A 25,379-nucleotide genomic window follows, 5' to 3' on the forward strand; every position below is an offset into this window, starting at 1 on the left:
ATAATTAACTTTTAGTTAGAAAGGAGTGTTTTTATGGCATTCGATGGATTATTTACAAGAGCAATTACACATGAAATTGCAAATTCTCTTTACACGGGGAGAATTTCCAAAATATATCAACCTTCAAAATATGAGATTTTATTACATATTCGAGCAAACGGAAAAAATCAAAAACTGATTCTTTCCGCTCATTCGACATATGCACGTTTACACTTAACAAATCAAAATTACGATTCACCTGCACTTCCGCCAATGTTTTGTATGCTTCTCCGTAAACATCTAGAAGGTGGATTCATTGAAAAAATTGAACAAATTGATTTAGAGCGTATTATTCAAATTACAGTTCGCAGCAGAAATGAAATTGGTGATGAATCGCTAAAAACATTAGTAATTGAAATAATGGGACGACATAGTAACATCATTTTAATAGACACAAAAACAAACAATATTTTAGATAGCTTAAAACACATTTCTTTAGCAGTAAACCGACATCGAACTGTATACGCTGGAGCTGAATATGTTGCGCCACCAGCACAACATAAAATTAACCCACTTCAGATTGAAACAAATGAAGAATTTATTAGACCACTAGACTTTTTATCCGGAAACATGGATAAACAGCTTGTCGGCACCTTTACGGGAATTTCGCCGTTATTCGCGAAAGAAGTAGTGAAAAAAGCTGGCATGGTAAATGAAAAAGCATTAGCGGATGCATTTTTCTCCATACAAAAGCCATTATTAACTCATACATATTCACCAACGATGACTACTTCAAATGGGAAAGAATTCTTTTATCTTTTCCCTCTTGCACACTTAGCAGGAGAAGACAAGACATTCTCATCTGTTAGTGAATTACTAGACCGTTTCTTTTTCGGAAAAGCAGAACGCGACCGTGTAAAACAGCAAGCTTATGATTTAGAGCGCTTTATGCAAAACGAAAAAAATAAAAATGAGAAAAAACTCATTAAACTACAAAAAACATTACAAGATGCTGGAAAAGCAGATAAATATCAACTATTTGGAGAACTACTTACAGCCAATATGTATGCTTTGAAAAAAGGGGATAAAGATATTGAAGTCGTTAACTATTACGATGAAAATGGTGGAACTGTAAAAATTACATTAGATCCTTTAAAAACGCCATCTGACAATGCGCAACGCTATTTCCAAAAGTACCAAAAAGCAAAAAATTCAGTTGTTGTTGTAGAAGAGCAAATCGAAAAAACAAATGAAGAAATTCTTTACTTTGATAGCCTACTTCAACAAATGGAAGCTGCTTCTTCAAAAGATATTGAAGAAATTCGTGAGGAATTAGCTGAAGAAGGTTATATGCGCAATCGTAAAACGAAAAACGCAAAGAAAAAGCCTACTAAACCAGTATTAGATAAATATGTAGCAAGTGATGGCACAGAGATTTTCGTTGGTAAAAACAATAAACAAAATGATTATTTAACAACGAAATTTGCCCGCCGCGATGAAATTTGGCTACATACGAAAGACATACCTGGTTCTCACGTTGTCATTCGTTCTTTAGAGCCTGCTGAAGAAACTTTACTAGAAGCTGCCAAAATTGCTGCCTATTACAGTAAAGCAAAAGAGTCTAGCTCTGTACCTGTTGATTTCACCAAAATACGCCATGTCAAAAAACCGAGTGGTGCAAAACTTGGTTTTGTTACGTACGACAATCAGCAAACAGTATATGTAACACCAGATGCTGATACTGTAATGAAATTAAAAGCGTAAATATAAAAAATGCGTTGCTTATAAGCAACGCATTTTTTATATTCGTTCACACTAGTTCATATATCCATTCACTAATTCATAACATCTTTCTTTTGTCATCTTATACTTTTCATCTGCAGCTTCAATATATTTCATCGTTCCATTATTTTCATCCATAGCAATGGCTTTAACCTTACTTTCCTTTTCTTTAACCCATGCAATTTGTTTCGTTTTCAACGACTGAAACGCATCAGCTGACATCGTATTTTTTAATGTACTGTAAATTTCATTTAGTTTATTATCCCACAGTTGATAATTTCCTTCTATTTCATTTACTATGTCATTTGTTGACATAACATTTGTATGTTTTTCTTGGTTTTCTAGAGCTGCTAACTCATTTAAAGCTTTAGTTTTACCTACTGCTGACGAAGTTTCTTTTTTAGGTTGCTTCTCTTCTTTAGATGTAACTTGTGAACCCGCACTATTTTCCTTAACCGTTTCTTGATTTTGACTATTATTTTCTCTTGCTACCGTTTCCTGTTTTTGCTCATCTAAATCATATGTAATAACCGATGTTTTTGCATCTACAGCAATTAATCTAGCATTTTCTTTAAAAATATATTTTTTGTCACCACTGTTCTCCTCTTTAACAAAAGATACATTCTTAAAACCACGAATTTTAAGAAATTCGCTAGCTTCTTCCTTTGTAAGTTTTAAATCTCTCGGTGTATGCGCTGACCATTTATCCATTAACCATTTTCCATCTTTATAAACGAAAATAAATTCCCAAATCTCTGCTTCATTTCCCATATCATTTGAAGGTATAATCGTTTCAATCGTTAAATTTTTATCTTTCTGTGTATACGTTAATCTCATTTCTGGTTCAATATCAATAGGGAATGGCAACATATCTGTCTCTCTAGATCTATTAAATGTTTCAAGCGACTTAGGAAGCTGATTCTCCACAAACCTATCTGACACTAATCCCTTAACGCCTTTTTTAGCGGTACCTAAATCTCCAGGATTATTTCGGCTCCATCCATTTTCTTTTTCCATCTCACTAAATGCATTTGCTATTGCATCTACACTCTTTCTTACAATCTTTTTCGCTTCTTTTTCTGTCACTTCTGGCGCTTCATCAAGCTGTTCAATCGTTTCATTTACTTGAACTTTGTTTTCACCTTTTTCACACCCTGTTACAACTAGCATACTAGCAGCGAAGCAAAATGACATTACTTTACTTAATTTCTTCATGTACTCACAATCCTTATTCCTTCATATTCGTTACGTTTCCCTATTCCCAAGAGAAATCCAACAATTACCTATTATATCAATAACAGCTATATATTTATATATTTAATTTTACATTAAAACAAAGGACATACTTTCAAAATATATATACTAAAAAATCTCTTATCCCTTTCTTCCATATTGTCAAAAAAATTGACAGTGCTATTTCTAATTTGTATACATTTTTTTACACCTTGTAAAGAAAGCGAAATTTGTATCAATATTTTTTCATTCTTTCACTGATAATTGAAATAATCTATATTTCACGAGCAGCCCACCACCCACAAATAGCGGGCTAAATTTCATACCTAAAATACATGCAATTTCTGCTATCTTTTCTCTAAAAATATTTTTTTGGCACGCTCTTTGCTTTATTCAATACTGTGAATAGGGGGAATTAACATGACTTTAAAAATTAATAAAATCCAAAATCAACTACAAAATTATGAAATTGACGGATTACTGATTACAAAAAAAGAAAATCGTCAATATGCAACTGGGTTTACAGGTAGTGCCGGCGTCGTCTTACTCTCTGCGGATAAAGCTGTTTTTATAACTGATTTTCGCTATGTAGATCAAGCAAAATCACAAATAAAAGATGCTGAAATTATTATGCATAAAGGAAATTTAGAAAAAGAAATTGCAAATCAAGTATCGAAATTAAACATTCAAAAACTCGGAATTGAAGAAAACAACATGACATTGCAACAATATAAAAACTTACAAAAATACGTACATGCGGAAATGGTTCAAGTGTGCGAAATCATTGAAAATATTCGTATTATTAAAGACACGCCTGAAATAGAAACAATGAAAATCGCAGCTAATATTGCTGACGAAGCATTTCACCACATCCTTACGTTTCTAAAACCAGGAATAAGTGAAAATGATGTACGAGATGAGTTAGAATTTTTCATGCGAAAAAAAGGGGCTACGTCCTCTTCATTCCAAATCATTGTAGCTTCTGGCGTTCGTTCTTCACTTCCTCATGGAGTTGCATCAAATAAAATAATCGAACGAGGCGACATCGTTACATTAGATTTCGGTGCACTTTACGATGGATATTGTTCCGATATAACTCGTACGGTAGCAATTGGAGAACCATCAGAAGAATTCAAAAAAATATACAATGTTGTACGCGAAGCATTAAAACGCGGGACTGAAGCAATTAAGCCTGGAGAAACTGCAAAAAGTATCGATGATGTAACAAGAAACTACATTACAGATTGTGGATATGGTCAATATTTTGGTCACTCTACAGGGCACGGTCTTGGCTTAGAAATACATGAACCTCTTCGCCTATCCCAAGAAAGTAAAGCTACATTAGAAGAAGGTATGGTTGTTACCGTTGAACCCGGTATTTACATACCAAACTGGGGTGGTTGTAGAATTGAAGATGATATCGTCATTACAAAAGACGGATATGAAGTTATTACAAAATCAAATCGAGAACTAATTGTTATTCCTTGTTAAAATCATGACCTTTTTTAAAAGGAGTTTTTCTCTTCACATAGAATTCTTTCTCTGGAGTCATCGTTTAAAGAGGGGGAATTTAAATTGAATTTTGTAATTGATAAAATAGATAGTTTACAGCCTGAATTTTCAAAACTTGTTTCCATGATGAATTACGCTCGTTACACAACGATGCAAGCAGTGGAAGGTTTAACAATTGAAAATCTTGATTATTTATATGATGAGGAAGCAAATTCAATTGGCATGCTTTTGTACCATATGGCCGCTATTGAATTTTACTACCAGATTCATACTTTTGAAGACCGTGAACCAACGGAAGCTGAATTAGAAAGATGGTTACCTGCTATTGAGTTAGGAGATCTTGGACGTGAGAAAATAAAAGGAAACGCTATAGAATTTTACATAAATACATTACAAGAAGTACGTTCCAAAACAATCGAGACTTTTCAATCGTTACCTGATGAATGGTTATTTAAAACGACAGACTTTTGGTATGACAAACCAGCAAATAACTATTTTAAATGGTTTCACGTATTTGAAGATGAGATCAACCATCGCGGACAAATTCGTTTAATTAAAAAGATGCAAAAAGCTCATTCAGTAAAGTAAGTAAGAAAATGCCACCTTATTCGGTGGCATTTTCTTTTATTCATTAACAAATAACTTTTCGTTTACTTTTTTAGCGACTCCCGCTACCAATATTATAATGCATATTAAATATAGCAATTTCACAATAAACAACCACCCTTGAAACATTGCAATTCCATCTATGATCTCATTCCCCTTCAATAACAAAAACGGAATTGTGCTAATGATAATGACAAACTCAATGCTGAAAACAATTTTCTTTTTTCGGCTATATGCTTTCCATTCTTTCCAACGATACATAGGTGCAAAAATCAATACTCCTATACATAATATAATCGGTATCCATTCACTTTTAAGAAATCGTCCTGAAATAACTGATAATAGTAAACAAACGAGCACACCATAATAACCTATTTTCTCTCTCATTCGTACTCCCCCATTCTACTTCTCCTTTAATATGTAACTTGCTACGCTTATAACAATTCCTAGAAAAACAACAACGACAATTACAAGATAAAGACCCTTCGCAGAAGACATCCATTCTTGAAAAATAGACATTTTCTCTATTTGTTTCTGACCTTCTATTAAAATAAACCCTACGAAAAATGAGCAAACAAAAATAATACCAATCATAATTCCGATACTTTTCTTACTATATTGTTTCATATCATCCCAGTTATATAGCAGTACAAAAACAAATCCGAAAACAGGTATGATACTGATCCATTCATTGTTTGTAAACAAATTTAAAGTGATTAATAGACTACAAGATATGATAAATCCCCAAAACCCAATTTTTTTGCGCATAAGTCCTCCTCAAATTCCATTTTTAGGATTAATTGTATTGTAACATCCATTTATCGTTCTTACCATTACAGTACATGAAATTTCACTTTTTTCTTTTTCCTATACTCACATACTTTCACTGCTTTCATACAATAAACTACACGAACGCCTAAAGGATGTGAATGTTATGGGAGTTGAATTAACGCTGTTGCATGCTCTCTATATTCTTTGTTTACTCACTATTATTACCTTTTTTATTCTCCGAAAAGATACGACTATTATTTGTATCGTTTTTATCTTTTTATTAGCATTAACCGCTACAAGCTCTATCCCTCTTGCTATTAGCGGTATTTTTCAAAGTTTCATTTACGCCATTACTGAGCTATTACCAACTATATTAATCATCTCCATTATCGTATCCATGAGCAATCTACTCGTTCATACCGGCATAAATGATACGATGATTTCACCATTTACAAAGATGATTCGTACCCCTACCCTCGCCTACTGGATGATCGGTCTTTTGATGATGACAATTTCTTTCTTCTTTTGGCCTTCTCCAGCTGTCGCCTTAATGGGAGCTATTTTATTACCGGTAGCTGTACGCGTCGGTCTTCCGCCAATTGGTGTTGCCATTGCTATGAACTTATTCGGGCACGGCATCGCCTTATCAGGTGACTTCGTTATTCAAGGCGCTCCGAAATTAACAGCGGACGCTGCCGGTCTACCTGTTTCTAGCGTTGTTTCTGCCAGTGTTCCCCTCGTTATCGTTATGGGCATTGTGACAACTTCCGTCGCCTTTTTCTTCTTACGAAAAGAATTTCATACAGGATTATCACTGCAAGACACCTCTTCATCAACTGAATCATCTAAAACTACTATTTTATTATCTCCTCGCATAAAGAAATGGCTCGCCATATGTATCCCTATCGTATATATCATTGATATCCTTTGCATGATTCAATTTAAACTACAAGGAAGCGATGCCACTGCACTTATCGGCGGGACGACTATTATTATGATTATCATCATTTCTCTCATCGCCTACAAAGGAAAGGGACTGAATAAAACGACCGATTATTTTATAGAAGGTCTTCAATTTGGATTTAAAATTTTCGGACCAGTTATTCCAATCGCCGCACTCTTTTATTTAGGAGATAGCGGCTTTGTGAAAATTATCGGGGACTATTTACCGAAAGGTTCACACGGAATCATTAATGACTTAGGAATCGCTTTATCTCAAACTGTTCCTTTAAATCAATATGTATCGGCAGGAACTTTAACTATCGTTGGTGTCATTACCGGCTTAGATGGATCAGGTTTTTCAGGTATATCACTTGCTGGTTCCATTGCGAATCTTTTCGGAACAGCACTTGGGCATGGAACAGCTACATTAACAGCACTTGGGCAAATTGCAGCAATATGGACCGGGGGCGGGACGTTAATCCCTTGGGCGCTTATTCCTGCTGCTGCGATTTGCAAGGTAGATCCATTTGAACTTGCACGCCGAAACTTTTTACCGGTTGTTATCGGTTTAATTGTCACCACTATCTTTGCGATGTTTATCCTATAACGTAAGCAAGTGTTCTCTTGCTTACGTTTTTTGCTTGTAAAATTCATCATGAATTACTCGTTTTCAAAAGGGATTCGTTATCACTTAGCGAAATTATATTAGGAGAGTATTTATTTCAAAACGTTTACGAGAAACAGATTACTTCAATTAGAAAAGGGGACATACCTATGAATGAATTGATTTTCGTCTTATTAATTTGTCCATTACTTATCTTTATCGTTTCTGTTATGGGAACACGTAAGACTAAAACGTATTACGTAATGCCGATTGTAACGTTTGCTAGTTTTTTAATAATAGGTGTTATCGCCCTTACTCCAAAATTTTTCTTTTGGGTTGGCATGTATAGCATCTTCTCATTTATTGTTTCTTACATGACACTATTGTTTGTGAGAGGATATGAAGTTGCGGAAAACGCTAAATAGTTGTTAGCAAGGAGATTGTCATATGATTTTCTTTGATATTGATGGAACTTTACTTGATTATGAGGCTGCTGAAAGAAATGGTATTATAGATTTTTTTCAAATATATAATACTATTTTTTCAGGCAATGAATTAGAGGCAACGAAAGTCTGGCATGAATTATCAGAAGAATATTTCAACAAATTTTTATCCAGGGAATTATCTTTTCAAGAACAACAAGTAATGCGAATGTATCATTTATTTAAAACATATGGAGTAAACCTATCACCCGAAGAATCTCAGAATAGATTCAATCAATATATAGAACTATATAAGAAAAGCTGGACCCTGTTTGAAGATGTACTCTATACATTACAAAGTTTACAGCAAAAAGGACACTCATTAGGTATCATTAGTAATGGTGAATATGAACAACAAATCGAAAAATTAACAGCCTTAAACATTCTACAGTATTTCAAATATATTTTTACTTCTAGTGAAATTGGGGTATCAAAACCAGACCCTGAAATGTTTCACAAGGTCGTATTACAATTGAATCTTGAAATGAAAGATTGCTATTATATTGGCGATCGATTAGAGACTGATGCAATTAGTAGTACAGCAGCTGGAATGCAAGGGGTATGGTTAAATCGGGATAACTCGCAACTCAAATGTGATGTTCCTACTATCTGTTCGTTACATGAAATTATAACAATGATATAAAAAAACGACCGCGTTCCCCCGCGGTCGTTTTTTTCGTGTTACGCTGTGATCCAAGCTTCGTTTGCTGGATTTTTACGCCACTCTTGTAATTTTTTCGTTTCAGCTTGTCCGATCATACCTTTTTCTGCTGCTACTTCAGTTAATGCACTGTAGTCGCTTAAAGAGTATGATGCTACGTTAGCTGCTTCTAGTTTTTCTTTTCCTGCTTCTAACTCATATGTGAAGATTGATACGATTCCTAATACTTCACAGCCAGCTTCGCGAAGTGCTTCTACACATGTAATTGCACTACCGCCAGTTGAAATTAAGTCTTCTACTACCACTACTTTTTGACCTTTTTCAGCTTTTCCTTCGATTTGGTTCCCTTTACCGTGACCCTTTGCTTTACTACGTACGTAGCACATTGGTAAATCCATACGATCGCTTACCCATGCAGCGTGCGCAATACCAGCTGTTGCTGTTCCTGCAATAACTTCTACAGTTGGGAAGTGCTCTTTAATTAACTCTTCTAATCCAGCTGCAATTGCTTGACGTACTTTTGGATAAGATAAAGTTAAACGGTTATCACAATAAATTGGTGATTTCATACCTGAAGACCATGTGAATGGATCATTCGGTTGTAAAAATACTGCTCCAATTTCTAATAAATGCGATGCGATTTCTTTTTTCATACTGTTACACCTTCCCACTGTTGTTTTACTGTTTTATACGCTTCAAGCGGATTTTCTGCTTTTGTAATACTACGTCCAACTACGATATAGCTTGAGCCAAGTTCCCTCGCACGTTTCGGTGTTGCTACGCGCACCTGGTCATTTACATCATCGCTTGCAAGACGAATCCCCGGTGTTACTGTTACAAATTCATTTCCGCATACTTCACGTAGTTTTGGAACTTCAAGCGTTGAGCAAACAACACCATCAAGTCCACTTTCTTTCGTTAGTTTTGCATAATGAGCAACCGCTTCTTCTAACGTTTTCTCAATGCCGATCTCTTTTTTCATCATAGCTTCCGAAGTGCTTGTTAGTTGTGTAACTGCAATACAAATCGGTCTCTCTTTTCCTTCTTGCTTACCTTCCTCTAATCCCTCAATCGCAGCTTTCATCATACTACTTCCCCCAGCAGCATGAACATTTACCATATCAACATCTAGACTAGCTAGGCTACGCATAGCGCTTTTTACTGTATTCGGAATATCATGAAGTTTTAAATCTAGAAAAATCTTATGTCCTTTTTCTTTTAAGTACGTAATAATCGCAGGGCCTTCTTTGTAAAATAACTCCATACCAACTTTGACAAATAACTCTTCCCCTTCAAAGTGGCGCAAGAATTGTTCTACATCTTGTTTCCCTGGAAAATCTAATGCAACGATTAACGACTGTGACATGTTTGCTTCCAGCTCCTTCCTTGACATTCCGAAATGTGATCAAATCCTAATTCATCTAGTAATGCTGGTAACTCTTCAATAATTGTCGGACATACGAACGGATCGATAAAGTTCGCTGTACCTACTGCAACTGCGCTTGCGCCAGCATAGAAGAATTCAATTACATCTTCCGCTGTTTCAATACCACCCATTCCGATAATTGGAATGTTAACCGCTTGGCTTACTTCATGTACCATACGAATCGCTACTGGCTTAATCGCAGGACCTGATAATCCACCTGTACGGTTTGCTAAAATTGGTTTAGCTGTTTTTAAATCTAGACGCATACCAAGCAATGTATTAATCATCGTTAAACCATCTGCACCTGCATTTTCAATCGCTTTTGCAATTTCCACAATGTTTGCCACGTTCGGTGACAACTTCACGTATACAGGCACTTCAGAAACCTCTTTTACTCGCTTCGTTAAATCAGCAGCAATTTCAGGATTTGTACCAAAGGCGATACCACCTGTTTTTACGTTCGGACAAGAAATATTTAATTCTAGTGCGTGGACATTAGGCGCTTTAGAAATTTCCTTTGCAACCGCTACGTAATCCTCAGCTTGTGAGCCTGCAACGTTCGCAATGATTGGAAGATCAAATTGTTCTAACCATGGTAATTCAGAATTCATTACTTTTTCTAACCCTGGGTTTTGAAGTCCGATTGCATTTAACATGCCGCCCGGTGTTTCAGCAACACGAGGCGTCGGATTTCCATAACGTGGTTGTTCTGTCGTCGCTTTAATCATGATTGATCCTAGTACACTTAAATCGTAAAACTGTGCATATTCACGACCAAATCCAAAGCATCCAGATGCCGGTATAATTGGATTTTTTAATGATAATCCCGGTAATTCAACTTGCAATCTGTTCATAGTACAACCTCCCCGATTGGAAATACTGGTCCGTCGCTACACACCTTCTTGTAAGAATGTCCACTTGGATCTTCTTGTAAGTGGCATACACATGCGAAACAAGCTCCAATACCACAGCCCATACGTTCTTCTAAAGAAATATAAGCTTTTTTCTCTCTGTAACGTCCTTCTAATGCACGAAGCATCGCTAACGGACCACATGAATAAAGAATATCAAAGTCAATTCCGTAATTATCAATTACATCTGTGACAAATCCTTTTGTACCGTGTGTACCGTCTACTGTCGCAACGTACGTATCACCAAGTTCTGCAAATTTTTCTTCATAGAAAACTACATCTTTCGTTTGAAAACCTAGGATGTGAATAACACGTACACCTTTTGCAACGAGGCGCTGTGATAATTCATAAAGTGGTGGTACACCAATCCCCCCACCTACTAGTAAAGCTGTTTGACCAGCTTCTGCTTCTTCTACAGGAAAACCGTGTCCTAGTGGTCCTAGTACATCTACCATTTCACCTTGTTTTCTAGTTGCTAATGTTTTTGTCCCTTGTCCTTCCGCACGGTATAGCATTGTAAATTCGTTCTTCTCTTGATCTACATTACAAATACTAATCGGGCGGCGCAGAAGGGGCGCAATGCCCTCTGCTACCTTAATGTGTACAAACTGCCCTGGTTCGTTCATTTGCTGTACTAACGTTCCTTGAAGCACTAATTCGTAAATGTTTTTTGCGATTTCTTTTTGATTAACGACGATCATATTTTGCTTTTGCATCATGCATGTACCACCTCGTGACGCTTTGTTTGCGTAATTTCTTTCATTGAATGAGCTGAGAATGTCATAGATTCTAATACTCGTAAGATTGCTCTCGTTGTATCAAGTGATGTTAAGCAAGCTACACCATTTTCTACTGATTCACGGCGAATGCGGAAACCATCACGCGCTGGTTGTTTACCTTTTGTTAGCGTATTGATTACAAACTGTGCTTTTCCTTGACGGATAATATCTAGTAAGTTGTAGTCTTCAGAATCAATTTTGTTTACAACTTGTACTGGGATATTTTGCTCTGCTAACGATTGTGCTGTTCCAGCTGTTGCTAATAAGTTATAACCGATTTCGTGGAAACGTTTTGCAATTTCCATTGCCTCTTCTTTATCTTTATCCGCTACAGTAATGATTACTGATCCGTGCGTTGGGATGTTAATTCCAGAAGCAACTAATCCTTTGTATAATGCTTTTTCAAGCGTTAAGTCTTTACCCATTACTTCCCCTGTTGATTTCATTTCAGGTCCTAATGTTGTATCAACTGAGCGTAGTTTCGCGAATGAGAATACCGGAGCTTTTACATATACTTCTTTCTCTTCTGGGTGATAACCAGTTCCGTATCCTTGCTCTACTAGATCTTGCCCTAAAATAACTTTCGTTGCAACGTTCGCCATTGGTACACCTGTAATTTTACTTAAGAATGGTACTGTACGGCTCGCACGTGGGTTTACTTCAATTACGTACACTTGATCTTCGAATACTACAAACTGGATATTTAGTAATCCAACAATGTTTAATCCTTTTCCAAGTGCAATTGTATGTTCAATAATTTGTTCTTTTAATTTGTCAGATAAGCTTTGTGGTGGATATACTCCAATTGAGTCACCAGAGTGAACTCCAGCACGTTCAATATGTTCCATAATACCTGGAATGAACACATTCTCACCGTCTGAAATTGCATCTACTTCAATTTCTTTACCAACCATGTAACGGTCGATTAATACTGGGTGATCAGCGTGAACTTTAACTGCATTTTTCATGTAGTGCAACAGTTCTTCTTGACGATATACGATTTCCATCGCGCGTCCACCTAGTACGTAAGATGGTCTTACTAATACTGGGTAACCAATTTTGTCAGCGATTGCTACTGCTTGCTCTACAGTTGTTGCTGTTTTACCAACTGGTTGCGGGATACCAAGCTGTGTTAGCGCTGCTTCAAACTTATCACGATCTTCTGCACGATCTAAATCTTCAAGTGATGTTCCTAAGATTTTCACACCGTGAGCCTCTAATTTAGCAGCTAAGTTAATTGCCGTTTGTCCACCGAACTGAACGATAACACCTTCTGGTTTTTCTAAATCGATAATGTGCATTACATCTTCAATCGTTAATGGTTCAAAGTATAATTTGTCAGAAATACTGAAGTCTGTTGAAACTGTTTCTGGGTTGTTATTAACAATGATTGCCTCATATCCAGCTTCTTTAATTGCCCATACTGAGTGAACTGTTGCATAGTCAAACTCAACACCTTGACCGATACGGATCGGACCAGATCCTAGAACTACTACACTCTTACGATCTGTTCTAACCGATTCATTCTCATCACCATATGTGCTGTAGTAGTATGGTGTTGCAGATTCAAACTCTGCCGCACAAGTATCTACCATTTTATAAACCGGAGTTATATTGCTTTCTTTACGCATATCGTAAATTTCACGCTCTGTTTTGTTCCAAGCATTAGCGATGTAATGGTCACTGAAGCCCATCTCTTTCGCAGTTTGTAGTACTTCCATATTTCCTACATTCGCTTTTACTTCACGTTCCATATTTACGATGTTTTCAACTTTTTGTAAGAAGAAGAAGTCCATTTCACACCATTCGTTAATTTCTTCTTTCGTTACACCTTGACGAATTGCTTCTGCTACAATAAACAGTCGCTCATCATCAGCTTTTATAATGCGTTTTTTCATTGTTTCTTTATCAAGTTCTTTTAAATGCTCTAATTCTAAGTGATAAATGCCAAGTTCTAAAGAACGAACCGCTTTTAATAATGATTGCTCTAAGTTACGTCCGATTGACATAACTTCACCAGTTGCCTTCATTTGCGTACCAAGTGTTCTGTTTGCTGATTCAAACTTATCAAATGGCCAGCGTGGAATTTTTGAAACAACATAGTCTAATGCTGGTTCGAAACAAGCGTATGTTTTTTGTGTTACTGGATTTATAATTTCATCTAACGTTAAACCAACTGCAATTTTCGCCGCTAGCTTCGCAATCGGATATCCAGTCGCTTTAGATGCTAGTGCAGATGAACGACTTACACGCGGGTTTACTTCGATTACATAGTATTGGAAACTATGTGGATCAAGTGCCAGCTGAACGTTACATCCACCTTCAATTCCTAATGCACGAATAATTCGTAATGAAGTGTTACGTAACATTTGGTATTCACGGTCACTTAATGTTTGGCTTGGTGCTACAACGATAGAATCACCTGTGTGAACTCCAACTGGATCGATATTTTCCATGTTACATACTACAATCGCGTTATCATTTGAATCACGCATTACTTCATATTCAATTTCCTTACAACCAGCAATGCTCTTTTCTAATAAACATTGTGTTACTGGACTATGTTTTAATCCACCTGATACGATTTCAATTAGTTCTTCTTCATTACTACAGATTCCGCCACCTGTTCCACCCATTGTAAATGCTGGGCGAACAATAACTGGATATCCAATTTCTTTTACAAATTCATGCGCTTCTTCTAGCGTATGAATAATTGTACTAGATGGAATTGGTTCATTTAATTCCTGCATTAATGTACGGAATAAATCACGATCTTCCGCTTGCTCAATTGCTGATAATTTTGTTCCTAAAATTTCAACTCCACACTCTTCAAGTATGCCTGATTTCGCAAGTTCAACAGCCATGTTTAAACCTGTTTGACCACCTAATGTTGGTAAGATTGCATCTGGACGTTCTTTACGAATGATACGGCTTACGAATTCTAGTGTTAATGGTTCTATATATACTTTATCTGCTGTTGCAGTATCTGTCATAATTGTTGCTGGGTTAGAGTTAACAAGGATTACTTTGTAACCTTCTTCTCTAAGAGATTGACAAGCTTGTGTACCAGAGTAGTCAAACTCCGCTGCTTGCCCAATTACAATTGGTCCTGATCCGATTACTAAAATTGTGTTAATGTCTAGGCGTTTTGGCATAACTCTTCCCCTTCTTTCTTGAAGTTTTCAATCATTGCTAAGAAATCTTCGAATAAATCGTTTGCATCTTCTGGTCCTGCAGAAGCTTCTGGATGATATTGTACTGTAAATGCTGGGAACTTCGTATGACGAAGACCTTCTACTGTTCCATCATTTAAAGCGACATGTGTAATTTCAAGTTCTGTATTTTTAACTGACTCTTCTTCTACTGCGTAACCATGGTTTTGAGATGTAATTGCTACTTTTCCAGTTGCAAGATGTTTTACTGGATGGTTTAAACCACGGTGACCGAATTTCAATTTACTTGTATTCGCACCAGATGCTAGCGCGAACAATTGATGTCCTAGGCAAATTCCGAATAAAGGAACTTTACCGATAATGTCTTTTAACATTTCTATTGCTTCTGGTACATCTTTTGGATCCCCTGGTCCGTTACTTAACATAATTCCATCTGGGCTAAGTCGTAAAATCTCTTCTGCTGTTGTGTTGTAAGGAACTACAATCACATCACAGTCACGTTTATTTAATTCTCGTAAAATACCATGTTTCATACCGAAGTCTACAAGTACAACGCGATGTCCGCGGCCTGGGCTTGGATATGGATCTTTCGTTGATACGCGTTTTACATGATCTGTAAATACTGTCGCTTTTAATTGGCTCACGATGTATTCTACATCTGCATCCATGTTACAAAGGCGTCCGCGTAATGTACCGTATTGACGAATTTTTCTCGTTAATTTTCTCGTATCAATCCCTGCTAATCCTGGGATGTTTCTTTCTTTTAAGTAATCATTTAACGAAATTTCATTACGGAAGTTTGATGGGTGATCACAAATTTCGTTTACGATTAAACCATTTACAGAAGGGTGAATCGATTCAAAATCGTCACGGTTGATGCCGTAGTTTCCGATTAATGGGTACGTGAATGTCACGATTTGACCGCAATATGATGGATCAGATAATGTTTCTTGATATCCAGTCATTCCTGTTGTAAATACAACCTCACCTGACTTTTCGATTTCTCCTCCGAAACCTTTTCCAATTAATACTGTTCCATCTTCTAAGATAAGTTGTCTTTTCATACTAATGCACTCTCCTTTTGCCATGCGATCTTACCACCAACGATTGTCATTACCGGCCATCCTTGGCATTTCCAACCTGCGAATGGTGTATTTTTTCCTTTTGATAAGAATGTTGTTGGATCAATCTCTTCTTCTTGTTCTAAATCAATGATTGTAATATCAGCTGTTCTACCTTCTTTCAGGCGACCTGCTTCTAAGCCGAATGTATCAGCTGGCTTTTCTGTTAAGAATTGAATTAATTGTTCTAATGTAATAATTCCTTTTTTCACAAGGTTTGTGTATAGAAGCGGGAATGCTGTTTCAAAACCAGTAATTCCGAATGGTGCTCTTTCAATTCCTTTTGCTTTCTCTTCCGCTGTATGCGGTGCATGATCAGTTGCGATCATATCGATTGTTCCATCAAGTAAACCTTCAATTAGTGCTGCGTGATCTTCTTTTCCACGAAGCGGTGGGTTCATTTTAAAGTTAGGATCAGCTGATGGGATATCATCTTCACATAACACTAAGTGATGAGGTGTTACTTCTGCTGTTACTTTAATTCCAGCGCGCTTTGCATCACGAATTACGCGTACAGAGCCTTTCGTACTTACGTGACATACGTGATAGTGACAATCTGCCGCTTCAGCAAGCAATATATCCCTTGCAATATGTACAGATTCACATACTGATGGGATGCCGTTTAATCCGTGTTTCTCAGAAAACTTCCCTTCATGTACACAACCTTTATTAATAAGAGTATTCTCTTCACAGTGTGCAACTACTGCCATATTTAATTTCGCTGCACGCTTCATAGCTGCTAACATCATGCTAGCATCTTGTACGCCTACACCGTCATCAGTGAAAGCAAATGCTCCAAGTTCTTTTAATGTTTCGAAATCTGTCATTTCAGAACCCGCTTGGCGTACTGTAATTGCTCCGTATGGTAATACATTGACATGTGCTTTCTCTTTAATACGATTTTGCAAGTCTTCCATATGTTCTCTGCAATCTGGTACTGGGCGTGTATTCGGCATTGCACAAATTGTAGTGAATCCACCTTTTGCTGCTGCTAGTGTACCTGTTTCAATTGTTTCTTTATGTTCACCACCTGGTTCACGAAGATGTACGTGTACATCTACTAATCCAGGTGCGATTAACTTTCCGTTCACATCGATTACTTCAGCATTATCTGCCGTAATATTTTCTGCTACCTTAGCGATTTTACCGTCTTGTACGAGAAGATCTGTTGCTACGATTTTTCCTTCTTCATTCATATAACGACCATTTTTAAACAAATAATTCATGTTTCATTCCTCCTAATACATTTGGTAAGGCGCGTTTTAGTACAGCCATTCTTACGTAAACTCCATTTTCCATTTGTTTAAATATGCGTGAACGCTCACACTCAACAAGTTCACTTGCAATTTCAACATCTCTGTTTACAGGAGCTGGATGCATAATAATGCTTCCTTCTTTCATACGTTTTTCTCTTTCCACTGTTAATCCGTGTTTCTCATGATACTCTTTCATAATGTCTGTTTCATAATGATCATGACGCTCATGTTGTACACGAAGTAACATCATTACATCCACTTCTGGAACAAGTTCATCTAATGGTTTGTATGTTCCAAATGTGCTGTCTTCATCTTTCCACTCTTCTGGACTTGCAAAGTAAATTGTTGCACCTAGTTTCGTTAATGCTTCTGCATTAGAACGTGCTACTCGGCTATGACGAACATCTCCTACTATCGCAATCTTTAATCCTTCAAATCTTCCAAACTCTTGTTTAATTGTAAGAAGATCGAGTAGGCACTGCGTTGGGTGGTTTCCACATCCATCTCCAGCGTTTAAAATTGGGATATTTACCTGATTTTTTAGTTCATCGAAGTAGCGATCTTGCTCATGGCGGACGATTACCGCTTTTGTTCCGATTGATTCTAGTGTTCTTATCGTATCGTATAAAGTTTCTCCTTTTTGTACGCTAGATGCATCAGCTGAAAAGTTTAAAACTTCAAGTCCTAATCTCTTCTCAGCAACTTCAAAGCTAAATCTCGTTCTCGTACTATTCTCAAAGAACAAGTTCGCAACAAAAGTTTGCTCTGTCGTTTTGCTCTCTTTTCCATTCGCGAAATCTTCTGCGTCTTTTAGGATTTCTGAAATTTCTACTTCCGATAATTCACTCATCGTTAACAAATGGCTCATCGTCATCCCTCATCTTTCTGATTTTTATGTTACCACTTTTGCATTTTTATAACAACCTTTGCATAAAAATACCCTAGTCATGTGAGACTAGGGTGCAAGAAAGAAGCCACCCTTTCCGGTCTCACAGGACTGAATTAAAAGGTTATTATTATGAAGCAATCTGCTTAGACTGTTTTATTTGTTTCGTTTCTGGTAGTAGTAGATTTAACAGTACACCTACAATTGCTGCTAGTGCCATTCCTTCTACTTGGAACGATTCTCCTACGTGAAGTACCGCTCCACCAATACCGATTACTAGTATTACTGATGCAATCATTAAGTTTCGTTTGTCACTTAGGTCTGTTTTATCATCTACCATCATGCGTAATCCGCTTGATGCAATTACACCGAATAGTAAGATTGATACACCACCCATAACCGGTGTTGGTATCGAATGAATCAGTGCAGAAATCTTACCGATAAATCCGAACATGATTGCGAACACCGCTGAGCCGATGAATAAGTATACACTGTATGCTCTCGTAATTGCTAGCACACCGATGTTTTCACCATACGTTGTATTCGGTGGTCCACCGATAAGTGATGCGATTAATGTTGCTACTCCATCACCGAAGATCGAACGGTGTAAACCTGGTTTTTCAATTAAATCTCTTTTAATAACATTTCCAAGTACAATTTGATGTCCGATATGCTCTGAAATTGTTACTAGTGCAACTGGTACCATTAGGAGTACAATCTTCCACGAAAACTCCGGAGTATATGTTACAAATGGTACTGTGAAATCTGGTACAACAAACCATTTTGCCTCAACTACCGGCTTTAAGTTTACTAGCCCTTGGAAGTAAGCGAAGATATATCCGCCGATAATGCCCAGTAACACTGGTATGATACTGAAAAATCCTCTTCCGAATATAGAGCAGATAATTGTAATTGCTAACGTTACTAACGCTACTGAAAAGTGTGTAAAGCTATATTTGCCATCCGCACCGTTCATCGCCATGTTAACTGCAGTATGTGCTAAAGCTAGACCGATTACCATTACTACTGGACCAACTACGATTGGCGGAAGTAATTTCATAATCCACTCTGATCCTGATTTCTTAATTCCGAGTGAGATTAAGATGTACACAAGTCCTGCTAGCAAACCACCGAGCATTGCTGCTCCAGGTCCCCCTGCTGTTTTCGCTGTAATAATCGGTGCGATAAAGGCGAATGATGATCCTAGGTAGGCTGGTACTTGACCTTTCGTTATAAGAAGAAACGCTAACGTTCCTAATCCACTTGATATTAATGCTACTGACGGATTCAATCCTGTTAAAAACGGAACAAGCACTGTTGATCCAAACATCGCGAACAAATGTTGTATACTTAAAAATAACCATTTTCCCGGTTTCGGTACTTCATTAACATCTAACACTGGCTTTTGTTCCATTGTTACATCCTCCTTCAGTTTAATTCTTTGCAATAAAAAAACTCTTTGTGCCTGTGCACAAAGAGTCCTACACTTTCGTATGCCAAATTTGACATATGAAAGCCAAGACCCTTTGGCAGCCTCACAGGACTACATTTAAAAGGGCTTTACTTATCGTATATGCTTACTCGATCTTGTTGATCTGTCTCTTGCAAATCAACTTCGATACGCTCTTCACTTGATGTTGGAATGTTCTTTCCTACATAATCAGCGCGAATTGGTAGTTCACGATGACCTCTATCAACAAGAACTGCTAGTTGGATTTGTGATGGTCTACCTAAATCCATAAGAGCATCCATTGCTGCTCGAACTGTTCTGCCTGTATATAATACATCATCCACAAGGATAACTTTTTTCTTCGTAATATCTACAGGGATATCAGAACCTTTTACAAGTGGTTCTTCATTTTTCGATTGTAGCGTTAGATCATCACGGTATAACGTAATATCTAACTCTCCAACTTCCATTTCTTTTCCTTCAATTTGACCAATTCGTTCTGCCAAACGTTGTGCAATAAAAATTCCACGAGTTTTAATTCCGACAAGAACACAATTATCGACACCTTTATTTCGTTCCACGATTTCATGACTAATTCGTGTTAAAGCGCGGCGAATCATTTGGTCATCTAAAACGACAGCTTTCTCTTGCATGCTCTACACCTCCAAGCTTTTTTTCTTGCGTGAGAGTAATGGTATAAAAAAAGTCCTCTCAGCGTGTGCGAGAGGACTTTTGAAAAAAGGGTACAGCATACCCTAAGTATTTCAAACCGTTACCTTCTCAACCTCACGGGGCTGTGTTAAAGGATCATTATTTAACTGTTGTCAGTATCTCAGTTTTCTTATGATTTGTCAATACTATTTCCGTAAAATATTTAATGCATCTTCAAACACTTCTGGAATCGGTGCCTCAAACTGAATATATTCACCAGTACGAGGGTGGTCAAATCCTAAAATACCTGCATGAAGTGCTTGTCCATTCATGTCTAATGTTTTCTTTGGTCCATACTTTGGATCTCCTGCAAGTGGATAGCCAATATATTTCATATGAACACGAATTTGGTGCGTGCGTCCTGTTTCTAAGCGACATTCTACAAGTGTGAAATCTTTGAAACGCTCTAACACTTGGAAGTGAGTAACAGCGTTCTTACCGTTTTCATCAACTGTCATACTTTGACGCTCTTTCTTATCGCGGCCAATCGGAGCATCAATCGTTCCCTTATCATGCGGGATAACACCGTGTACAATCGCTTTGTAACGTCTTGTTACTGTTTTTGCTACAAGTTGATTTACAAGTGATTCGTGTGCCATATCATTTTTAGCAACCATTAATAGGCCAGATGTATCCTTATCAATACGATGCACGATACCAGGACGCATTACACCGTTAATGCCTGATAAATCTGTACAATGATGCATAAGACCATTTACAAGTGTACCACTTATATGACCTGGTGCTGGATGTACAACCATACCACGTGGCTTATTTACAACAAGCACATCTGCATCTTCATAATAAATTTCTAAGTTCATATCTTCTGCTTGAATATCTAACGCTTCTGGCTCAGGAATCGTTACTGTAATTTCATCATTTTCTTTAACTTTATAATTTACTTTTACCGATTTCCCATTAACTGTTACAACATCATCTTTAATCCATTGCTGTACTTGTGAACGTGACCATTCACTGTTTATTTCTGCAACGAATTTATCAATTCGCTCGCTTTTTTGTTCTTCTGCAACTGTTACTTGTACTACTTCACTCATTCAATTACTCCTTCGTTTTCTTGCCTTCTAATAATGTTTGAATAATAATTAATACAACACCAATACATAATGCTGAATCAGCTATATTGAATACTGGATAGTTGTACGAGAAAATATACACGTGAATGAAATCCACTACTTCTTGTCTAAATACACGATCAATGAAATTACCAATTGCTCCGCCTAATATTAGACCTAATGAAATCCCTAGAAGTTTGTCTGTTTTCGCATATTTTTGCATATAAATTACGATAAACACTACAAAAACGACTGTAATAATGTAGAAGAACCACATTTTATTTTCTAAAATCCCCCAGGCAGCTCCTCTATTTCGATGTGATGTTATGTATAATACATTATCGATAATCGGAATACTCATACCCAATTCCATGTTCTTTACAATTAGCCATTTCGATATTTGATCGATGGCAATGACAAATAACGCTATTACATAATATATCATTTTCATTTCCCCCACAAAGACAGTGTACCTCAAAATTTTAGCATAGCTGCAACCTTTTCACAATGAACCTTTATAGAAGAATAAAATAAATTAAAAAAAGGTAATATAATATCGTTGTGCGCATTCATACATTTACGTTTTCATAGAAGAATTCATGAATGGTACGTGCAGTCGGCATCGTCTTCATCTGTTTTACCGAAATTACTCTCCCCGTTTCTTCACAAATACCATACATATCTATTTCCATTTTAAATAATGCACGTTCTACATCTTTTAAGTCCTCTTTTATATCATGTAATAAAAGTTTTTTCTTTATCTCTTCCTTAATTTCATATCCAAGCTCTTCGCTAAACTCTGTATCATATTTGTGCATGACCTCTTTAGCTAGCCTCTCTTGTAACTCCTTTCGCATCAATTGCAATTCTTCTTTGATTTCCATATACATTTCATTCACGTGTACATTCCTCCCAGCTGCAATGTACGATTAGTGTGTCCGAAATTTCTATGCTTACCTCACACACATTTTTCCTTCATAGGAAAGAGAGTGAAAGTTATTTTAATATATCGTCAATAAAAAAACTGACTGCACTTACGCACAGTCAGTTTTTTATTATTTTACGTAGTTTTCTTTAACAACTGTTGCACAACGCTCACATAATGTTTCATGTTCAGCATCTTTACCAATTGTTTCTGAAACTACCCAACAACGTTCACATGTTTCACCAGTTGCTTGAGCAACAACAACCGCTGTATGTTCATACTTCGGTGCTTCTGCTGGCGCTTCTTCCATCATGCCACCAAGTTTGTACTCAGAAACGATGAATAATTGTTTTAAGTCTTCGTTAATAGACTCTAACATAGCTTTCATTTCTGAAGTTGGATATAGCGTAATGCTTGCATTTAATGACTTACCGATTACTTTTTCATTACGAGCTACTTCTAACGCTTTTAATACGTCATCACGTAATGTCATAAATGCATCCCATTTTGTTTTTAATTCTTCCGCACCATCTAATTGTACAGCTTCTGGCATATCAGTTAATTGTACACTTTCTTCTGTTACACCTGGAATGTATGGCCATACTTCATCAGCTGTATGCGGTAAGATTGGTGTTACAAGTTTCGTCAATGCAACAAGAACATCATATAATACAGTTTGAATTGCACGACGATCTTCATGGTTTGCACCTTCAATGTATAAAATGTCTTTTGCAAAGTCTAAGTAGAATGAACTTAAATCAATTGTACAGAAGTTATGAATTGCATGATATACAGCAGCGAAGTCGTATGTCTCATATGCTTCTTTCACTTTTGTAATTAAGTCATTTAATTTTACTAACATGTAACGATCTACTTCACGAAGTTCAGCTACAGCTACTGTATTTTCACTTGGCTTAAAGTCGTCTAAGTTTCCTAATAAGAAACGGAATGTGTTACGGATTTTACGATACACTTCTGCTACCTGTTTTAAAATATCATCTGAAATACGTACGTCAGATTGATAGTCAACAGAAGATACCCATAAGCGTAAAATGTCTCCGCCTAATTGATCCATAATTTTCTTAGGTACGACGATGTTTCCAATCGACTTACTCATTTTACGTCCTTCACCATCTAATACGAAACCATGGCTTAGTACGCCTTTATATGGAGCTTTACCTGTTACAGCAACTGCTGTTGATAACGAAGAGTTAAACCAACCACGATACTGGTCAGATCCTTCTAAATATAAATCAGCTGGACGTTGTAAATCATCGCGCTCTTCTAATACCGCTTGGTGAGAAGAACCTGAATCGAACCATACATCCATGATGTCTGTTTCTTTACGGAATTCACCATTTGGGCTACCTGTATGTGTAAATCCTTCTGGTAATAGCTCTTTCGCTTCACGCTCGAACCATACGTTAGAACCGTGCTCACGGAATAAGTCTGCTACGTGGTTAATTGTTTCATCTGTAATAATTGGATCACCATTCTCTGCATAGAATACAGGGATTGGCACACCCCATGCACGCTGACGAGAAATACACCAGTCACCACGGTCACGAACCATATTATGAAGACGAGTCTCTCCCCATGCTGGTACCCATTTTGTTTCCGCAACAGCTTCTAATAATTCTTTACGGAACGCTTCAATAGATGCAAACCACTGTGCTGTCGCACGGAAAATAATTGGTTTTTTTGTTCTCCAATCATGTGGGTATGAATGCGTAATGAATGTTAATTTCAGTAACGCGCCTACTTCTTCTAATTTTTCTGTAATTGGCTTGTTAGCTTTATCATAGAATAGGCCTTCAAATCCAGGTGCTTCATTTGTTAATACACCTTTATCATCAACTGGGCAAAGTACTTCTAATCCATACTTTTTACCAACAACGAAGTCATCTTCCCCGTGTCCTGGTGCTGTATGAACACAACCTGTACCTGCATCTGTTGTTACGTGATCTCCTAGCATAACTAATGAATCACGATCGTAGAATGGGTGTTTTGCAACTGTATACTCAAGTTCGCTACCTTTTACTGTTTTCACAACTTCAGCATTTTCCCACTCTAACGTTTTTGCAACTGTCTCAAATAGTTCAGAAGCGATAATATATTTTTCATCATTTACTTTTACAATAGCGTAATCAAGTTCTGGGTGAACAGAAATACCTAAGTTTGCAGGTAACGTCCAAGGTGTTGTTGTCCAGATAATGAATTTCTCATCACCTTCTAATACGTTCTTTCCGTCTTTTACAGGGAATGCTACGTAAATAGATGCTGATTTTTTATCTTGATATTCAATTTCAGCTTCTGCTAAAGCTGATTCACTCGTTGGAGACCAGTAAACTGGTTTTTGTCCTTTATAGATATAACCTTTTTTCGCCATATCACCAAACACTTTAATTTGTTGTGCTTCATAAGCTGGCTCTAAAGTAATGTATGGGTTATCCCAATCAGCACGTACACCTAAACGCTTAAATTGTTCACGTTGACGTTCTACTTGTTCATATGCATACTCTGCACATAACTTACGGAACTCAGCAACTGTCATTTCTTTACGCTTTACACCTTTATTTGTTAAAGCTTGCTCAATTGGTAAACCGTGCGTATCCCAACCTGGCACATATGGTGCACAGTAACCAGTCATTGATTTATAACGCACGATAAAGTCTTTTAATACTTTATTTAATGCATGTCCCATATGAATGTCACCATTCGCATATGGAGGTCCATCATGCAATACAAATAAAGGACGACCTTTCGTATGTTCTTGTACCTTTTCATAAATATTCATTTCAGCCCACTGTTCTTGCATTGCAGGCTCACGTTTTGGTAAATTCCCACGCATTGGGAACTCTGTTTTTGGCATTAGTAATGTATTTTTGTACTCCATGCTCAATTCCTCCTTACATGTATAAAAGAAACACTTAAAAAACGGAATAAAAAAGAGACCTTCTCATCCCAAAAAGGGACGAGAAAGTCTCCCGCGGTACCACCCTAGTAGATCCTATACGTATGTATACAATCCTCTTTATATTCTTAACGCGAATATACGCCTACGCTTACTTTATTTGTTCAGCGCGGAACTCCAGG

At 37.0% G+C, this 25,379-nt stretch carries 23 protein-coding genes and 1 other annotated feature (1 of these 24 only partly in view); of the genes, 6 read left to right on the forward strand and 17 right to left on the reverse strand.

What is annotated here, in order from left to right; all coding sequences use genetic code 11:
* Positions 1-33: 33 nt before the first annotated feature.
* Positions 34-1,743 (forward strand): Rqc2 family fibronectin-binding protein, encoded by a 1,710-nt coding sequence (locus tag KI369_RS03035; RefSeq protein WP_212955002.1) that lies wholly within the window; start codon positions 34-36, stop codon positions 1,741-1,743.
* Between the two features lie 51 nt (positions 1,744-1,794).
* Here KI369_RS03035 and KI369_RS03040 read toward each other — a convergent pair whose 3' ends face one another.
* Positions 1,795-2,976, reverse strand: coding sequence for a lysozyme inhibitor LprI family protein (locus KI369_RS03040; RefSeq protein WP_212955003.1), 1,182 nt, complete (start codon positions 2,974-2,976; stop codon positions 1,795-1,797).
* A 438-nt stretch (positions 2,977-3,414) separates the two neighbouring features.
* On the opposite strand from KI369_RS03040, the gene KI369_RS03045 reads away from it, so the two are divergent.
* Complete coding sequence (locus KI369_RS03045) at positions 3,415-4,485, forward strand: M24 family metallopeptidase (RefSeq protein ID WP_212955004.1); 1,071 nt, start codon at positions 3,415-3,417, stop codon at positions 4,483-4,485.
* A gap of 84 nt (positions 4,486-4,569) precedes the next feature.
* Positions 4,570-5,094, forward strand: a complete 525-nt coding sequence (locus tag KI369_RS03050) for a DinB family protein (RefSeq protein ID WP_212955005.1) — start codon at positions 4,570-4,572, stop codon at positions 5,092-5,094.
* A gap of 36 nt (positions 5,095-5,130) precedes the next feature.
* Here the strand turns inward: KI369_RS03050 and KI369_RS03055 are convergent, their stop codons facing one another.
* Together KI369_RS03055 and KI369_RS03060 are read right to left on the reverse strand one after the other, a co-directional pair.
* Entirely contained in the window at positions 5,131-5,499 is a 369-nt protein-coding gene (locus tag KI369_RS03055) for a YoqO family protein (RefSeq protein WP_212955006.1), read from the reverse strand.
* Between the two features lie 15 nt (positions 5,500-5,514).
* Positions 5,515-5,880, reverse strand: coding sequence for a YoqO family protein (locus KI369_RS03060; protein ID WP_212955007.1), 366 nt, complete (start codon positions 5,878-5,880; stop codon positions 5,515-5,517).
* Between the two features lie 166 nt (positions 5,881-6,046).
* Between KI369_RS03060 and KI369_RS03065 the strand changes: the two genes are divergently transcribed.
* The 3 genes from KI369_RS03065 (at position 6,047) to KI369_RS03075 (ending at position 8,554) form a co-directional block, all read left to right on the forward strand.
* The gene (locus tag KI369_RS03065) at positions 6,047-7,432 is read left to right on the forward strand and encodes a hypothetical protein (RefSeq protein WP_212955008.1); all 1,386 of its coding nucleotides are present in this window, start codon (positions 6,047-6,049) and stop codon (positions 7,430-7,432) included.
* 167 nt (positions 7,433-7,599) lie between these two features.
* The gene (locus KI369_RS03070) at positions 7,600-7,854 is read left to right on the forward strand and encodes a YbeF family protein (RefSeq protein ID WP_212955009.1); all 255 of its coding nucleotides are present in this window, start codon (positions 7,600-7,602) and stop codon (positions 7,852-7,854) included.
* A gap of 22 nt (positions 7,855-7,876) precedes the next feature.
* Positions 7,877-8,554, forward strand: coding sequence for an HAD family hydrolase (locus KI369_RS03075; RefSeq protein WP_000575799.1), 678 nt, complete (start codon positions 7,877-7,879; stop codon positions 8,552-8,554).
* Positions 8,555-8,592: 38 nt separating this feature from the next.
* Here KI369_RS03075 and pyrE read toward each other — a convergent pair whose 3' ends face one another.
* The 14 genes from pyrE to ileS2 all read right to left on the reverse strand — a co-directional run bounded on the left by pyrE (position 8,593) and on the right by ileS2 (position 25,179).
* On the reverse strand, positions 8,593-9,225 hold the full coding sequence (gene pyrE / locus KI369_RS03080) for an orotate phosphoribosyltransferase (RefSeq protein ID WP_000711449.1): 633 nt from the start codon (positions 9,223-9,225) through the stop codon (positions 8,593-8,595).
* Entirely contained in the window at positions 9,222-9,938 is a 717-nt protein-coding gene (gene pyrF / locus KI369_RS03085; protein WP_000083496.1) for an orotidine-5'-phosphate decarboxylase, read from the reverse strand. The genes pyrE and pyrF overlap by 4 nt, the downstream gene beginning before the upstream one ends.
* Positions 9,923-10,852 (reverse strand): dihydroorotate oxidase B catalytic subunit, encoded by a 930-nt coding sequence (pyrD, locus tag KI369_RS03090; RefSeq protein ID WP_001081057.1) that lies wholly within the window; start codon positions 10,850-10,852, stop codon positions 9,923-9,925. The genes pyrF and pyrD overlap by 16 nt, the downstream gene beginning before the upstream one ends.
* A complete protein-coding gene (pyrK, locus tag KI369_RS03095) occupies positions 10,849-11,628 on the reverse strand; it encodes a dihydroorotate dehydrogenase electron transfer subunit (RefSeq protein WP_212955010.1) in 780 nt (259 codons plus the stop codon). The genes pyrD and pyrK overlap by 4 nt, the downstream gene beginning before the upstream one ends.
* Positions 11,625-14,843, reverse strand: a complete 3,219-nt coding sequence (carB, locus tag KI369_RS03100; RefSeq protein ID WP_212955011.1) for a carbamoyl-phosphate synthase large subunit — start codon at positions 14,841-14,843, stop codon at positions 11,625-11,627. The genes pyrK and carB overlap by 4 nt, the downstream gene beginning before the upstream one ends.
* The gene (locus tag KI369_RS03105; protein ID WP_000828668.1) at positions 14,828-15,925 is read right to left on the reverse strand and encodes a carbamoyl phosphate synthase small subunit; all 1,098 of its coding nucleotides are present in this window, start codon (positions 15,923-15,925) and stop codon (positions 14,828-14,830) included. Before KI369_RS03105 ends, carB begins: the two co-directional genes overlap by 16 nt.
* On the reverse strand, positions 15,922-17,208 hold the full coding sequence (gene pyrC / locus KI369_RS03110) for a dihydroorotase (protein ID WP_212955012.1): 1,287 nt from the start codon (positions 17,206-17,208) through the stop codon (positions 15,922-15,924). The genes KI369_RS03105 and pyrC overlap by 4 nt, the downstream gene beginning before the upstream one ends.
* A complete protein-coding gene (gene pyrB, locus KI369_RS03115) occupies positions 17,192-18,106 on the reverse strand; it encodes an aspartate carbamoyltransferase catalytic subunit (RefSeq protein WP_212955013.1) in 915 nt (304 codons plus the stop codon). The genes pyrC and pyrB overlap by 17 nt, the downstream gene beginning before the upstream one ends.
* Positions 18,107-18,254: 148 nt before the next feature.
* Positions 18,255-19,538, reverse strand: a complete 1,284-nt coding sequence (uraA, locus tag KI369_RS03120) for a solute carrier family 23 protein (protein WP_212955014.1) — start codon at positions 19,536-19,538, stop codon at positions 18,255-18,257.
* A gap of 146 nt (positions 19,539-19,684) precedes the next feature.
* Entirely contained in the window at positions 19,685-20,227 is a 543-nt protein-coding gene (gene pyrR / locus KI369_RS03125; protein WP_001156490.1) for a bifunctional pyrimidine operon transcriptional regulator/uracil phosphoribosyltransferase, read from the reverse strand.
* A 204-nt stretch (positions 20,228-20,431) separates the two neighbouring features.
* Entirely contained in the window at positions 20,432-21,340 is a 909-nt protein-coding gene (locus tag KI369_RS03130) for an RluA family pseudouridine synthase (RefSeq protein WP_212955015.1), read from the reverse strand.
* 4 nt (positions 21,341-21,344) lie between these two features.
* A complete protein-coding gene (gene lspA, locus KI369_RS03135) occupies positions 21,345-21,803 on the reverse strand; it encodes a signal peptidase II (RefSeq protein ID WP_212955016.1) in 459 nt (152 codons plus the stop codon).
* A gap of 124 nt (positions 21,804-21,927) precedes the next feature.
* Positions 21,928-22,257 carry a TraR/DksA family transcriptional regulator gene (locus tag KI369_RS03140; protein WP_212955017.1) on the reverse strand — a complete coding sequence of 110 codons (330 nt, stop codon included), beginning with the start codon at positions 22,255-22,257 and terminating at the stop codon, positions 21,928-21,930.
* Positions 22,258-22,413: 156 nt separating this feature from the next.
* Positions 22,414-25,179 carry an isoleucine--tRNA ligase gene (gene ileS2, locus KI369_RS03145; RefSeq protein WP_212955018.1) on the reverse strand — a complete coding sequence of 922 codons (2,766 nt, stop codon included), beginning with the start codon at positions 25,177-25,179 and terminating at the stop codon, positions 22,414-22,416.
* A gap of 71 nt (positions 25,180-25,250) precedes the next feature.
* Positions 25,251-25,379 (reverse strand) — a binding site (T-box leader); it runs 96 nt beyond the window's last position.

Source organism: Bacillus sanguinis (assembly GCF_018332475.1).
GTDB lineage: Bacteria > Bacillota > Bacilli > Bacillales > Bacillaceae_G > Bacillus_A > Bacillus_A sanguinis.

Excerpts from the sequence above, each read along its gene's own strand:
- pyrC (WP_212955012.1), bottom strand. The coding sequence starts at position 17,208 with ATGAATTATTTGTTTAAAAATGGTCGTTATATGAATGAAGAAGGAAAA.
- KI369_RS03130 (WP_212955015.1), bottom strand. The coding sequence starts at position 21,340 with ATGAGTGAAGTAGTACAAGTAACAGTTGCAGAAGAACAAAAAAGCGAG.
- KI369_RS03075 (WP_000575799.1), top strand. The coding sequence starts at position 7,877 with ATGATTTTCTTTGATATTGATGGAACTTTACTTGATTATGAGGCTGCT.
- ileS2 (WP_212955018.1), bottom strand. The coding sequence starts at position 25,179 with ATGGAGTACAAAAATACATTACTAATGCCAAAAACAGAGTTCCCAATG.
- pyrF (WP_000083496.1), bottom strand. The coding sequence starts at position 9,938 with ATGTCACAGTCGTTAATCGTTGCATTAGATTTTCCAGGGAAACAAGAT.
- pyrR (WP_001156490.1), bottom strand. The coding sequence starts at position 20,227 with ATGCAAGAGAAAGCTGTCGTTTTAGATGACCAAATGATTCGCCGCGCT.
- KI369_RS03055 (WP_212955006.1), bottom strand. The coding sequence starts at position 5,499 with ATGAGAGAGAAAATAGGTTATTATGGTGTGCTCGTTTGTTTACTATTA.
- uraA (WP_212955014.1), bottom strand. The coding sequence starts at position 19,538 with ATGGAACAAAAGCCAGTGTTAGATGTTAATGAAGTACCGAAACCGGGA.
- pyrB (WP_212955013.1), bottom strand. The coding sequence starts at position 18,106 with ATGAGCCATTTGTTAACGATGAGTGAATTATCGGAAGTAGAAATTTCA.
- pyrE (WP_000711449.1), bottom strand. The coding sequence starts at position 9,225 with ATGAAAAAAGAAATCGCATCGCATTTATTAGAAATTGGAGCAGTATTT.
- KI369_RS03065 (WP_212955008.1), top strand. The coding sequence starts at position 6,047 with ATGGGAGTTGAATTAACGCTGTTGCATGCTCTCTATATTCTTTGTTTA.
- KI369_RS03060 (WP_212955007.1), bottom strand. The coding sequence starts at position 5,880 with ATGCGCAAAAAAATTGGGTTTTGGGGATTTATCATATCTTGTAGTCTA.
- KI369_RS03045 (WP_212955004.1), top strand. The coding sequence starts at position 3,415 with ATGACTTTAAAAATTAATAAAATCCAAAATCAACTACAAAATTATGAA.
- KI369_RS03105 (WP_000828668.1), bottom strand. The coding sequence starts at position 15,925 with ATGAAAAGACAACTTATCTTAGAAGATGGAACAGTATTAATTGGAAAA.
- KI369_RS03040 (WP_212955003.1), bottom strand. The coding sequence starts at position 2,976 with ATGAAGAAATTAAGTAAAGTAATGTCATTTTGCTTCGCTGCTAGTATG.
- carB (WP_212955011.1), bottom strand. The coding sequence starts at position 14,843 with ATGCCAAAACGCCTAGACATTAACACAATTTTAGTAATCGGATCAGGA.
- pyrK (WP_212955010.1), bottom strand. The coding sequence starts at position 11,628 with ATGATGCAAAAGCAAAATATGATCGTCGTTAATCAAAAAGAAATCGCA.
- KI369_RS03035 (WP_212955002.1), top strand. The coding sequence starts at position 34 with ATGGCATTCGATGGATTATTTACAAGAGCAATTACACATGAAATTGCA.
- pyrD (WP_001081057.1), bottom strand. The coding sequence starts at position 10,852 with ATGAACAGATTGCAAGTTGAATTACCGGGATTATCATTAAAAAATCCA.
- lspA (WP_212955016.1), bottom strand. The coding sequence starts at position 21,803 with ATGATATATTATGTAATAGCGTTATTTGTCATTGCCATCGATCAAATA.
- KI369_RS03070 (WP_212955009.1), top strand. The coding sequence starts at position 7,600 with ATGAATGAATTGATTTTCGTCTTATTAATTTGTCCATTACTTATCTTT.